The sequence below is a fragment of the Citricoccus sp. NR2 genome, assembly GCF_027594385.1.
Lineage (GTDB): Bacteria > Actinomycetota > Actinomycetes > Actinomycetales > Micrococcaceae > CmP2.
On the sequence record NZ_CP115154.1, the window covers coordinates 2,089,854 to 2,102,476 of the forward strand.

Consider the following 12,623-nt stretch of genomic DNA (forward strand, 5'->3'; position numbering starts at 1 on the left):
AGCCGGAGAGGTTGCTCACCGGCAGGGTAGCCTGCCGCTAGAATTGGCCGGGGCACCCGACATGGTCCCCGAATCCTACAGATGCCAACGCTGAAGACGAGGAGCTGACTCAGTGGAAAAGAACGACAGCCGGTTCTATTGGGCTGCCAAGAATTTTCTCGTGGCACCGGTGACCAACGGGGTCTTCCGGCCCTGGGTCAAGGGTAAGAGCAACGTTCCCGCTGAAGGCGGTGCGATTCTGGCCTCGAATCACCTGTCCTTCTCAGACTCGATCTTCTTGCCCACGCAGCTCAGCCGGCAGGTCCACTTTTTGGCCAAGACTGAGTACTTCAACGGCAATGGTCCGCGCGGCTGGCTGACGCGTAAATTTTTCGAGCACACCAACCAGCTTCCGATGGATCGCTCCGGTGGCCAGGCCTCACTGGACTCGCTTCATGCCGGGCTGCAGGTTCTCCGCGAAGGGGCACTGCTGGGCATCTACCCCGAGGGGACGCGCAGCCCTGATGGTCGGTTATATCGAGGGCGCATCGGCGTCGCCAAGCTGGCTCTTGCTGCGGGTGTGCCGGTGATACCGGTGGCGATGATCGGCACTGACCGCGTCCAGCCGATTGGCCGCACGCTGCCGAAAATCCGGCGTGTCGGCGTCATCTTCGGCGAGCCTCTGCATTTCGGGCACGATCCGGAAGCCGCCTCGGGACATCACCATCAGTTGCGCGAGATCACCGACGAGGTGATGGACGCCATCCGGCGCCTCTCCGGTCAGGAATACGTCAACACCTACGCACCGAAGAAGGCTTCGAAACCGAACTAGAACGGGCGGTCTATCGCATCGCCGTTCCTTGGCTGTCATGTAACCGGTTGCAGATGTCACGCGATGTGCCATCTGCAGAGGAAGGTTCTACTGTTGGCATCATGACATTCGACCTCACCTCCCATGTTCCTGCCTTCGGTACCTCGCACTCGCAGGGTGCCGCAGAATATCCAGGGCTGGATGACTGGCGCGAGCTGCCCATCAAGCAGGCTCCGCAGTGGGATGACGCCGAGGCATTGGCCTCCGCCGTCGATGAGCTCTCCTCGGTTCCGCCGCTCGTGTTTGCCGGTGAAGTAGATGTGTTGCGCGCCCGGCTGGCCGAGGCTGCAGAAGGCCGCGCTTTCCTGCTGCAGGGTGGCGACTGTGCGGAGACCTTCGCTGGTGCTACCGCGAACCGGATTTCCTCCCGGGTAAAGACCCTGCTGCAGATGGCCGTGGTGCTGACCTACGGTGCGTCGATGCCGGTCATTAAGATGGGGCGTATGGCGGGGCAGTTCGCCAAGCCGCGTTCATCCGACACCGAGACTCGTGACGGTGTGACGCTGCCGAGCTTCCGTGGCGAGATCGTCAACGGATTCGATTTCACTCCTGAGGCCCGCCGCCACGACCCGTCACGGATGGTCAAGGCTTACCACACCTCCGCTTCCACGCTGAACTTGGTGCGTGCCTTCACCACCGGTGGCTTTGCCGACCTGCGCAGCGTCCACTCCTGGAACAAGGGGTTCATGGCCAACCCGGCCTACGCCCGTTACGAAGAGATCGCCGGCGAGATCGACCGCGCGGTCCGCTTCATGGGTGCCGCCGGGGTGGACTTCACCGCACTGCGCACCACTGAGTTCTTCGCCGCGCACGAGGCGCTGTTGCTGGACTACGAGCGGGCGCTGACTCGCCTGGACTCCCGGACCGGCCTGCCTTACACCACTTCGGGTCACTTCCTGTGGATCGGGGAGCGGACCCGTGACCTAGATGGCGCACACGTGGACTTCCTCTCCAAGGTACGCAACCCCATCGGCGTGAAACTCGGCCCGACGACGAAGCCCGACGACGCCCTGGCGCTGATCGACAAGTTGGATCCGGAGCGCGAGCCCGGCCGATTAACTTTCATCACTCGCATGGGCGCGGGTAAGATCCGCGAGAATCTTCCGCCCCTGGTCGAGGCTGTGAAGGCCTCCGGTGCCCGCGTGCTGTGGGTGACCGACCCGATGCACGGCAACACGGTCACCGCTGCTAATGGGTTCAAGACTCGCCGCTTCGACGACGTGATGGACGAAGTCTCCGGGTTCTTCGAGGTGCATCGGGCCGCTGGTACTCATCCCGGCGGCATGCATGTCGAGATGACCGGCGACGATGTGGCGGAATGTCTGGGCGGCGCGGACCCGATCGATGAGTCCGCCTTCGCGGACCGCTACGAGTCACTGTGCGACCCGCGGCTGAACCACCAGCAGTCTCTTGAAATGGCGTTCGTGGTCACCGAGGCGCTCAGCCATCCGAACCGCCGCTGAGTCAGAACCTGGTGGTGCCGATCCAGTAGCCCAGTAACTGGGCGAGTGCGGCCAGTATCACGACCAACAGGACGATCAGCGCGACGCGACCCGGGCGGACCGTGCTGAGTCGTTCGGTCGGGGTACGGGCCGCACGCCGGGCCGCGGCGCCCTTGAGGGGCCGCGGCGCGGCCGCCTCCGGGGTCGGTGCAACGGGCGCGATCGCCGCTGGCGACGCCTGACCGTACACCGCGGTGGCCGGCTCGTGATCCGTGCTCGGCTCAGTGGTTGTGGGTGAAACGGTCGTGGGCGCTACTGTCGTCGCCGGTTCCTCCTCGTAGATCGAGGCTCGCGGTGCCGGGGCGTCGATCGGATCCTCGTATCGTTCGGCTGCCGCCGGTAGCGCCGTGGTTGCATCATTGGTGGACGCATCGAGCGGTATGTCGGTTGGAACCAGCGGGATGGTGTAGTCCAGTTGCGCATCGGTGAGTCGCTCCCGGATCACGATCAGCTGGTCTAGGAGCTCTTGAGCGTCGCGCGGACGCTGGTTTGGGTCGGGGTGGGTGCACCACAACACCACATCATCGAGTGACTCCGCCAGCCCCGGGGCCAGCGTGGACGGCGCGGGGACACGCGAATTGACGTGTTTGAAAGCGATCTGCACGGCCGATTGTCCGGTGAACGGCTGCCGCCCGGTGAGCATTTCAAACATCATGATGCCCACGGCATAGACGTCGCTACGCTTATCCGCGCGCCCACCCGAAGCCAGCTCCGGAGAGACGTAAGCGACCGTGCCCATCAGGGCAGCGCCGGTGCCAGTGTGGTTGGTGGCGGCCCGAGCCAATCCGAAATCGGCGACCTTGATGTCACCTTCCCGGGAGACCAACACGTTCTCCGGTTTTATATCCCGGTGCACCAGCTCGGCCCGATGTGCGGCGGCAAGCCCGTCCACGAGTGCCAGCAGATACACAAGGGTGAGGTGCGGTGTAAGTGCACGGTGTTTGCCCAGCACGGAACGCAGGGTCACTCCTGGCACATACTCCATGATGAGGTAGGCCAAACGGCCCTCGGGGCCCGAGGAAATACCCTGGTCGTACACGTTGACCACGTGCGGATGGTTGAGGACGGCAGCTGTCTTCGCTTCGCGCTCAAACTTGTCCACCAGGGCCGGGTCCTCCGCCAAATGCGGGTAGAGGACCTTCATGGCGACGTCGCGCTCCAGACGTAGATCGACCGCACGATAGACGGTGGACATGCCCCCACGAGCCAGGCGCTCGGCCACCCGGTACCGATCATCGACGATGGTACCGATCAGCTGATCCTGGGACGTTGTGCTCACCCGTCCAGCATAGAGGCCAACCGAGAACTCCTGGGGGAGGTCCGGGTCAGAACCGGCCCATGTAGCCTTTGACCTTGTTCACATAATCCTTGGTGTCCGGGTACATGCCGTTGCGCTTCACACCGGCCGCGCCCTGGTAGTAAGAGGCGATGCCGATGTCCAGGGAGCTGGAGGTGCGCTGCAGGTGCCGGATGATGGCCACGCCGGCCACCACATTGTCCTGCGGGTCGAGCAGGTTGAGCTCGCGGCCCACCATCTGTGAGGCCCACTCTCCGGAGGAGGGGATGACCTGCATGATGCCGATGGCGTTGGCCGGGGAGACCGCTGCAGCATCGAAGTGCGACTCGGTGAAGGCATGCGCCAGCGCCAGGCTCGGATCCACACCCATCGACACGGCGGTGCTACGCACCAGGGCCTGCGCCTCGGAACGGGAGGGCAACGGCGAGTTGAGCAGCTGCCGCTTGTTCCGGTTGGCGTCGGAGACCACATGGTCCGGGTAGGTGTAGTGCAAGAAGGTGTTCGGCACCAGCTGCTCGCTCGAGGACGACCCCGAAGAAGCGGTCGACACCGAGGAACTCGACGACGAGGAGCTGCTGCTGGAGGAGCTCGACGAATTGGATGCAGAGCCCGAGAGCTTCACCGACTGGCCAGGGTAGATCAGCGTGGAACTGGAGAAGCCGTTGGCGTTCAACAGCGAGGCAAGGCTGATCCCGTGCCGCGATGCGATCCCCGAGAGGGTGTCGCCGGACTTCACGGTGTACGTCTTGGTGGAGGAAGAGCTCGACGAGCTGGACGACGAGGAGCTGGAGGAGCTCGACGACGAGCTGGACGCGGTGCTGGTCGAAGTGGAAGACGAGCTCCCCGACAGCTTCAGTTTCTGGCCCGGGTAGATCACGCTGGACGACTTCAGGCCGTTGGCTTTGAGCAGGGTCGACAGGCTGACGTTATTGCGGACAGCGATGGCCGAGAGCGTGTCGCCACGCTTCACAGTGTATGTCTTGGCTGATGAGGAGCTGGACGAGTTCGACGATGAGGAGCTGGACGAGCTGGTCGACTTCGCGGAGGGTGCGGACGAGCTACCCGAGAGCTTCAGTTTCTGGCCCGGGTAGATCACGCTGGACGACTTCAGGCCGTTGGCTTTGAGCAGGGTCGACAGGCTGACGTTATTGCGGACAGCGATGGCCGAGAGCGTGTCGCCACGCTTCACAGTGTATGTCTTGGCTGATGAGGAGCTGGACGAGTTCGACGATGAGGAGCTGGACGAGCTGGTCGACTTCGCGGAGGGTGCGGACGAGCTACCCGAGAGCTTCAGTTTCTGGCCCGGGTAGATCACGCTGGACGACTTCAGGCCGTTGGCTTTGAGCAGGGTCGACAGGCTGACGTTATTGCGGACAGCGATGGCCGAGAGCGTGTCGCCACGCTTCACAGTGTATGTCTTGGCTGATGAGGAGCTGGACGAGTTCGACGATGAGGAGCTGGACGAGCTGGTCGACTTCGCGGAGGGTGCGGACGAGCTACCCGAGAGCTTCAGTTTCTGGCCCGGGTAGATCACGCTGGACGACTTCAGGCCGTTGGCTTTGAGCAGGGTCGACAGGCTGACGTTATTGCGGACAGCGATGGCCGAGAGCGTGTCGCCACGCTTCACAGTGTATGTCTTGGCTGATGAGGAGCTGGACGAGTTCGACGATGAGGAGCTGGACGAGCTGGTCGTCTTCGCGGAGGGTGCGGACGAGCTACCCGAGAGCTTCAGTTTCTGACCGGGGTAGATCACGTTGGTCGACTTTAGGCCATTGGCCTTGAGCAGGGTCGACAGGCTGACCTTGTTGCGTGCCGCGATGTGGGAAAGCGTGTCGCCCGACTTCACGGTGTAGGTCTTGGCCGAGGACGAGCTGGACGACGAGGAGTTCGACGAGCTTGAAGCCGAAGACGAACTGGAAGGAGACCCGGAGAGCTTCAGCTGGTCGCCCGGGAAGATTGTCGTCGTCGACTTCAGGTCATTGAGACCGAGCAGGCGCGACAGCGACAGGTCATGCTTGGCCGCGATGTGGGAGAGCGTGTCCCCGGACTTCACGGTGTACGTCTTGGCTGAGGAATTCGTGCGTGCGGTGGCGACGCTCGTGGTCGGAGCCAGCGACAGGGGCAGGGCCGACGCCAAGCGATCGGAGGGGACCAGGTGAGCAGACAGCTGCGCTTGGGCAGCCTGAACAGCGCTCGGAGTCGCGACGCGCGGCTGAAGCACGGTCGTGACAGCGCCAGCCGAGGCGGGAGCTGCTGCTGCGGTGGATCCGAGAGCGATCAACGGCACGGTGGAGGTAGCCACGGCAGTGCTGAGCAATCGAGAGACGCCGGGGGCGCGAACAGACATGAAAGTTCCTCGTTCGACTAGGCACCCGAGCCAGGGGAAGTTCTCTTGTGCTGGTTGTGACAAGAGTAGCGTCGTGGTGTGTGTGATGAATTTGTTACCTCTGTAAACTTACACGACAGATGGGTCACAAATAAACCCCTGTGGTCTCGATTTGATTAAAACGGCGTGGCGCGGCGTGTCTGAGTGTGGATTCGGTCGCGTTTTGACCACGCTATGCCGTCGGATCACTGCTGCGACCTGGCTAATTACACCCACTAGCCGAAATTCGGGTTGAAGCCAAGTAGGGAAGCAGGACGCGACTGTATTACCGTGGTGCTGTGAATGATGGAATGACTAACTCCGCGACCGATGCTTCCACCGAGATTCCGCTGGAGACGCTGATCTCAGAATGGCTGACTTTCCCCGATATCGCCGAGCGGCTCGATGTGGTGGTCACCAAAGTGCACAACATGGTTAAGGACCGTCGGCTGATAGCCGTGAAGGTCACCGATCGACAGATCCGCTCGGTGCCTGCTGAATTGTTGACCGAGACCGGGCTCGTTGAATCGCTTCAGGGCACCGTGATGGTGCTGGAGGATGCTGGTTTCGACGACGAGGCCACCCTCCGCTGGCTGTTCACCGAGGATCCATCGTTACCCGGGCGGCCGATTGACGCGCTGAAGGATGGGCGCAAGACGGAAATTCGTCGTCGCGCTCAGGCCATGGCCTGGTAGCCGCGCTGGCTGGCGGTCAGGTACTGCGCTGCAAGATCCGCTCGGTCAGATGGCGCAGTCCCTGGCGCACCGCATCGGTGGTGTCCAGGGCATCCAGAGCGGTCAGAGCTTGTTCGCCCAAATCCCGCACTTCGCCGCTGAGTGCGGCCCGGGCGCCGCTGGATTCCAGTAGATCCTGAATCTCGACGACATCGGCGTCCGTCAGGTCGGGGTTGCCGAGGGAGCCGGTCAGTCGTGATGCATCGTCGCCGTTGAGTTGGTCGAGGGCGTGGGCAATCAGTTCGGTGCGCTTGCCTTCGCGCAGATCATCGCCAGCGGGCTTGCCGGTGAGGTGAGGATCCCCGAAAACGCCCAAGAGGTCGTCCTGTAGCTGGAATGCGATACCCAATGGGCGGGAGAAACGGGACAGCCCGTCCAAGGTCGATTCATCGGCGCCCGCTAGCACCGCGCCAATGGCCAGGGGCCACACCACTGAATAATTGGCCGATTTGTACTCGACCACGGTGCGGGCCAGAGAGCGCGCCTCGGCGGGATCGATGCCGTGGACATCCACCTCGCTCTTGATGTCCAGATACTGGCCCACCATGACTTCGAAGCGCATCGTGTTGAATGCCGCTCGTGCGGAGGAAGCAAAGGCTGTGGCATCCGCTGCGGAGGCGAAAACTTCCTCGCTCAGTGCCAGGGCAAGATCGCCGGTGAGGACCGCTGATGCCACCCCGAAGTGCGCCGAGTCTTGGGTCCAGTCGCTTTCTCGGTGTAGTGCTTCGAACCGGCGATGAACGCTGGGCCGACCACGGCGGGTGTCGGAGCGGTCGACGACGTCGTCGTGAATCAAAGCCGCTGCCTGAAACAGCTCGAGTGAAACGCCGGCTTCGATGATGCGTGGATCGTCGGCATCGCCTCCGGCGCCCTGCCAGCCCCACCATGCCAACAAGGCGCGCAGGCGCTTGCCTGAGGTCACGAGATCGGCGATCGATTCGATCAGTGCGACTGAGGCGGGAGAAATCTGGCGGCAACGTTCCGCATATTCAGACAGCAGATCCTGCATGCGCTTTTCGATAGTGGAGATGTAGATCTGCTCGCTGGGTGCCGGGACGGGCTGATTCAACGCTGCTCCTCACAGTGGTGTGCTCTGCGCGATGGTTCCACCCTACCGGTAGGTCGGGGATAGTCTGGATCGTATGGAGTATGGTGACCGGCAGCGACCTCCCGCCAATGAGGAGAGCGTTGATCGTGACCCGGCATGGGACGCCGTGATCCTACATGTCGATATGGATGCCTTCTTCTTATCGGTCGAACTGCGAGAGCGCCCCGACCTGCGCGGCGTTCCGTCGTTGGTGGCCCCGCTCGGCGCCCGTTCCGTGGTGCTCTCTGCCTCCTATGAGGCTCGCCGGTATGGGGTGCGTTCGGCTATGCCCCTGGCGCATGCGCAAGCCCTGTGCCCGAATGTGAAGGTACTGGAACCCCATCATGAGAAATATCGCGAAGCATCGCGGGAAGTGATGTCGGTCTTTCGTGAGGTGACACCCTTTGTGGAGCAACTCAGCATCGACGAAGCCTTCCTTGATGTCTCAGGATCGCGGCGGAGGTTGGGCTCGCCTGCGGAGATTGCCCGTCGAATCAAAGACCAAGTCCGTCAGCGAACGGGGCTGCCTTGCACGGTGGGGGTAGCGGCGACGAAATCCGTGGCCAAGATCATCTCTACGCGATCGAAGCCTGATGGCCTCGGCGTCGTGGCACCCCAAGAGACGCAACTGTATCTTGCACCTCTGCCGGTTCGGGCTGTCTGGGGAGTCGGGCCCAAGCTGGCGGACCGGCTGGAAGCGGGAAACATCCACACCATTGGCGATCTTGCGCAGCAGTCACCCGAGCGGATGCAACGTTGGATCGGGTCGGTCGGTCCAGGGCTGGTGCAACTGGCTCGCGGCATAGACCCGCGCGGCGTCGAAACCGAACGGACCGCGAAATCTCACGGCGTCGAGAAGACTTTCGAAACGGATGTGACGGACGAAGATCAGTTGCACCGTGAGCTGATTGCGCTGGTTTTCGAATGCGCACGTCGACTCCGCGCCGATGACATGCTGGCCGGCGCCCTGAGCGTGAAGGTGCGAGATGATCGTCGCGCCGTTCGCACTCGAACGATGGGCCTGCCGCGTCCCACCGCCACCGGTGCTGTGATGAAAACGGCAGCGGCTGAGCTGCTGGAAGCACTGATGGCAGAACGCTCGCACCCGGTTCGACTCCTGGGTATCCGCGGGGAACGGCTCGTGTCTCGCGGCGATGGGCTGGTTGACGTTCAAGACGCTCTGTTCGAAACGGGAGTGGAAACGGTTGAAGCGCCGGCCGGTGACTGGGAACGAACCGATGCGGTGCTCGATGACCTGCGCCAGCGTTTTCCCGGATCCATGGTGCAACCAGCAACTCTGTTGCCGAGACGACAGCGACGGTCCAAAAATCCGGAGTGAAGCGATACCGGGTGATTCCTTGGTGATTTGGCCGCGTAACGCACTGCGCATCTGGCATTCTCCCAGACAGCCAACGTAGTCTATTAAGACCACATTCTGAGGTGGTCGAGTTAAGTGGAGGTGGGCGCCATGGCATTGTCCGAGAAAGAGCGACGAGTCCTTGAGCAGCTTGAAGAACAGCTGAGCATGGAAGACCCGCAATTGGCATCCCAGATGCAGGCCGCCGGCCCGGTATCGCAGTTTTCCACGCGCAACATTGTGATCGGTGTGCTGATCGCCGTCGTCGGCATTGGTGTGCTGCTCTGGGGCGTCACGATTTCCCAGTTGTGGCTCGGCATCATTGGTTTCTTGATGATGGTCGGCGGCGTTTTCTTCGCCACCGTACGCCCGAAGGGTCTCAAGTCCTCGACTGCCCGCAAGTCTGGCCCCGCAACGGGCGGCTCCGGGAACAGCGCTTTCATGTCGAACCTGGAGCAGAAGTGGGAAGACCGCCGTCGCCAGCAGCCCTAACCGCTGTTGCCGGGGGATGACCACTTGATCCCACGCACCACTTAAAGGCGCCGATATTGCCGTCTTGCCCCTTGCGTCCGGGCAAGAATCGAGCTGATCGGCGCTTTTTTATGCCCAAATGCTTCCTCAGTCGATCGGATTGAGGTGTCTCCCCACCGTGCTCCACCGAGTCCCCCCACTTTCCACCACCGCGGATTCTTTCCAGCGCTTTCGTGACGAGAATTCCGCGGAATCATGCGGAATATCCGCACCGATGTTGATGAACTTTCCCTGCTTCTGACTGCTCGGTATCTCCGCAGTCCTTCGCTGCGCGAAAATCCCTCCACTTCCCTCCCTGAGGCCCCCCTTGGCGTTCCGGGGAAGCAATAATTTCTCGGCACATCCGCATGATTGCAATGATCTGGGCTCATTCATTCTTTAGAGCTCGTCACCCGATGTTCATCGAGCACACAGGAGAAAAGCGCGTGTTGACCCCCTGATTCGCTTGACGGGGGAGAGTAGTGGGGTAAAGTGGAGGACAGTAGAGGACGGTGGTGAAGCAGAGGATCTGCGGGAACCTCATACAGACGGAGGCGGTGGGCCATGTTCTTGGGCACCTACACTCCACGTCTCGATGAGAAATCCCGGTTGATCCTGCCGGCGAAGTTCCGCGAGGAACTGTCGAACGGGCTGGTCTTGACTCGAGGCCAGGAGCGCTGCATCTACGTTTTCTCGGCTCGTGAATTCGAAAGAGTTCATGAGCAGATGAGGTCAGCACCGCTGTCCTCACGCCAGGCACGTGATTACATTCGCGTCTTCCTGTCGGGCGCCTCGGATGAGATGCCCGATAAGCAGGGGCGAGTGACGCTTCCTGGCTCCCTGCGTGAATACGCCGGGTTGGACCGGGACGTGGCGGTCATCGGGGCTGGCACCAGGGCAGAGATTTGGGATCTTGAATCCTGGAACTCCTACCTGGAAGCGCAGGAGAACACGTTCTCCGAAACAGATGAAGAGGTCCTTCCGGGCATCTTCTAATCACAACTTCACAGCGCGGATTCTTGTCTGAGACCTCCAGCCGCCACCGGTTCCTGGCCCGCCTTCCCCTGGGCCAGGGGCCGGAGCGGATGGGGATCTGAATCAAGAATCCGCTGAGGTTAACGGGCATGAGATTGGAGAACAGGATGGATCAGTCCGCGTCCGCAGCACAGCGGCACGTACCCGTCATGCTTCAACGCGTCCTGGATCTCCTGGCGCCCGGTATCGGTGCGGCGACCGAAGCTGACCGCCGTCCGGTCATCGTGGACTGCACCTTGGGTATGGGCGGACACAGTCTGGCGATGCTGCAGCGTTTCGACGCGGACGTTATCGGCATCGACCGCGATCCGCAGGCACTGGAGATGGCGCAGCGGCGGATCGCCGAGGCCAACGATGTGGTGGGTCGCCTGTTGACCTGGCACGGTACCTACGATCAGATTCCCGAAGCGCTGGCCCACCACGGACTCACGGGTGCCGACGGGATCCTATTCGATCTGGGTGTCTCGTCGTTTCAGCTGGATGAACGGGAGCGCGGCTTCGCCTACTCATACGACGCCCCGCTGGATATGCGGATGGATACCACCGCGGACCTCGACGCCAGCACGGTGGTGAACACCTACGATGTCGACGCACTGCGGCGCATCATTCGGACTTACGGCGAAGAGAAATTCGCTCACAGGATCGCCCACGCCATTGTGAACGCACGCGAGGCTCAGCCGCTGCGCAGCACCGGGGAACTCGTGGAGGTCATCCGTCAGGCCGTACCGGCCGGCGCGGGTCGCACCGGTGGCCATCCGGCAAAGCGGACCTTCCAGGCCCTGCGCATCGAGGTCAACGAAGAACTCGACGTGCTCACCGATGCACTGCCCCGGGCGCTGGAAAGCCTCACGATCGGCGGACGGATGGTGGTGATGAGCTACCACTCGCTGGAAGACAAGATCACTAAGCGTGCCATTACCGAGCAATCGGTCTCCACTGCTCCACCCGGATTCCCCGTCGAGCTGGACGAGCACCAGCCTACGGTGAAGGTCATCACCCGGGGTACGGAAAAGCCCACCGACGACGAAATCAACGAAAACCCCCGCGCGGCCTCAGCCAAAGTACGCGCCATTGAAAAAACTCGACCCACCCGCCCTGCAAGGAGCACAGGATGAGCACTTCCCCTCGCCGCATCCCCTCGCGTATGCCTGCTTACTCCACCGAAGCCACCGCTCGTCAGTTGCAGCCGGCGCCCGTGGGCACGCCCACGCCGCGCTCCGCTCCGCGCGCCCCATTGCGTGCGGTACCGGACCAGCTGCGCAGCACCCCCAAATGGATGATCTCCACGTGCGTGGCGGCACTGCTGGCGGCGCTGATCACCGTGCTGACGGTCAACATCACCATCTCCAACCGGCAGTACGAGCTCGTCGACCTACGGTCCAGCCAGCAGGAAATCACGCAGACCAACGAGGCGCTCGCCCAAGAAGTTGCCTACGTGTCGGCTCCGCAGAATGTGGCCGCCAAGGCGGTCGAGCTGGGTATGGTGCTGCCTGGTGCCACCGCGTCGATCGACCTGGAAACCGGAACGGTGACGGGTGTTGCCTCCACGGCTACCGAGGAGAACAAGCCCACCGGGTTTGTCGGCGCGCCGACCGTGGCCTCGGGCCAGGGCACGCCAGCACAGGCCCCGGCAGTCGACGAGGCAACGGCCGCAGACAGCGAGGCGTCGGTCGAAGCGCCTGTCACCCAAGCCTCTGGCGGATCGAACGAAACTGCGGATGCGGCCGAGGACACAGCCGCAAATGCCGGATCTGAGACCTCCGGCCAGGCAGACTTGAATGGAGGCACGCTGCAGGCACCGCAGATGTCTCAGCTCGGCGGGTAGCGACTCGTCCGAGCCGGTACCACCCGACGGCGACCGCTGACACAGTAGCGGGAAAGAGGAC

Annotated in this window: 14 protein-coding genes; 11 read left to right on the plus strand and 3 right to left on the minus strand. The window is 62.5% G+C overall.

Annotated features, from left to right (window positions below):
- Window positions 1-112 precede the first annotated feature (112 nt).
- Window positions 113-811 (plus strand): lysophospholipid acyltransferase family protein, encoded by a 699-nt coding sequence (locus O1A05_RS09835; RefSeq protein WP_442867625.1) that lies wholly within the window; start codon window positions 113-115, stop codon window positions 809-811.
- Between the two features lie 101 nt (window positions 812-912).
- Window positions 913-2,313, plus strand: coding sequence for a class II 3-deoxy-7-phosphoheptulonate synthase (locus O1A05_RS09840; protein WP_270105042.1), 1,401 nt, complete (start codon window positions 913-915; stop codon window positions 2,311-2,313).
- Between the two features lies 1 nt (window position 2,314).
- Here the strand turns inward: O1A05_RS09840 and O1A05_RS09845 are convergent, their stop codons facing one another.
- Together O1A05_RS09845 and O1A05_RS09850 are read right to left on the minus strand one after the other, a co-directional pair.
- Complete coding sequence (locus O1A05_RS09845; RefSeq protein WP_270105043.1) at window positions 2,315-3,631, minus strand: protein kinase domain-containing protein; 1,317 nt, start codon at window positions 3,629-3,631, stop codon at window positions 2,315-2,317.
- Window positions 3,632-3,677: 46 nt separating this feature from the next.
- The gene (locus O1A05_RS09850; protein WP_270105044.1) at window positions 3,678-4,157 is read right to left on the minus strand and encodes a lytic transglycosylase domain-containing protein; all 480 of its coding nucleotides are present in this window, start codon (window positions 4,155-4,157) and stop codon (window positions 3,678-3,680) included.
- On the opposite strand from O1A05_RS09850, the gene O1A05_RS09855 reads away from it, so the two are divergent.
- From O1A05_RS09855 to O1A05_RS09870, 4 genes are all read left to right on the plus strand, one after another.
- Window positions 4,147-4,287: a hypothetical protein gene (locus O1A05_RS09855; protein WP_270105045.1), complete on the plus strand. Its 141-nt coding sequence runs from the start codon at window positions 4,147-4,149 to the stop codon at window positions 4,285-4,287. The genes O1A05_RS09850 and O1A05_RS09855 overlap by 11 nt on opposite strands.
- 6 nt (window positions 4,288-4,293) lie before the next feature.
- The gene (locus tag O1A05_RS09860) at window positions 4,294-4,521 is read left to right on the plus strand and encodes a hypothetical protein (RefSeq protein ID WP_270105046.1); all 228 of its coding nucleotides are present in this window, start codon (window positions 4,294-4,296) and stop codon (window positions 4,519-4,521) included.
- 984 nt (window positions 4,522-5,505) lie between these two features.
- Window positions 5,506-5,808 carry a hypothetical protein gene (locus tag O1A05_RS09865; protein ID WP_270105047.1) on the plus strand — a complete coding sequence of 101 codons (303 nt, stop codon included), beginning with the start codon at window positions 5,506-5,508 and terminating at the stop codon, window positions 5,806-5,808.
- 517 nt (window positions 5,809-6,325) lie between these two features.
- A complete protein-coding gene (locus tag O1A05_RS09870) occupies window positions 6,326-6,709 on the plus strand; it encodes an Rv2175c family DNA-binding protein (RefSeq protein WP_270105048.1) in 384 nt (127 codons plus the stop codon).
- A 16-nt stretch (window positions 6,710-6,725) separates the two neighbouring features.
- Here the strand turns inward: O1A05_RS09870 and O1A05_RS09875 are convergent, their stop codons facing one another.
- Window positions 6,726-7,817: a polyprenyl synthetase family protein gene (locus O1A05_RS09875; protein WP_270105049.1), complete on the minus strand. Its 1,092-nt coding sequence runs from the start codon at window positions 7,815-7,817 to the stop codon at window positions 6,726-6,728.
- A gap of 73 nt (window positions 7,818-7,890) precedes the next feature.
- On the opposite strand from O1A05_RS09875, the gene dinB reads away from it, so the two are divergent.
- From dinB to O1A05_RS09900, 5 genes are all read left to right on the plus strand, one after another.
- On the plus strand, window positions 7,891-9,174 hold the full coding sequence (gene dinB / locus O1A05_RS09880) for a DNA polymerase IV (RefSeq protein ID WP_270105050.1): 1,284 nt from the start codon (window positions 7,891-7,893) through the stop codon (window positions 9,172-9,174).
- 129 nt (window positions 9,175-9,303) lie between these two features.
- Complete coding sequence (locus O1A05_RS09885; protein ID WP_270105051.1) at window positions 9,304-9,684, plus strand: DUF3040 domain-containing protein; 381 nt, start codon at window positions 9,304-9,306, stop codon at window positions 9,682-9,684.
- Window positions 9,685-10,266: 582 nt separating this feature from the next.
- On the plus strand, window positions 10,267-10,698 hold the full coding sequence (mraZ, locus tag O1A05_RS09890; protein ID WP_270105052.1) for a division/cell wall cluster transcriptional repressor MraZ: 432 nt from the start codon (window positions 10,267-10,269) through the stop codon (window positions 10,696-10,698).
- 146 nt (window positions 10,699-10,844) lie between these two features.
- The gene (gene rsmH, locus O1A05_RS09895) at window positions 10,845-11,852 is read left to right on the plus strand and encodes a 16S rRNA (cytosine(1402)-N(4))-methyltransferase RsmH (RefSeq protein ID WP_270105053.1); all 1,008 of its coding nucleotides are present in this window, start codon (window positions 10,845-10,847) and stop codon (window positions 11,850-11,852) included.
- Window positions 11,849-12,562 (plus strand): hypothetical protein, encoded by a 714-nt coding sequence (locus O1A05_RS09900; protein WP_270105054.1) that lies wholly within the window; start codon window positions 11,849-11,851, stop codon window positions 12,560-12,562. Before rsmH ends, O1A05_RS09900 begins: the two co-directional genes overlap by 4 nt.
- Window positions 12,563-12,623 lie beyond the last annotated feature (61 nt).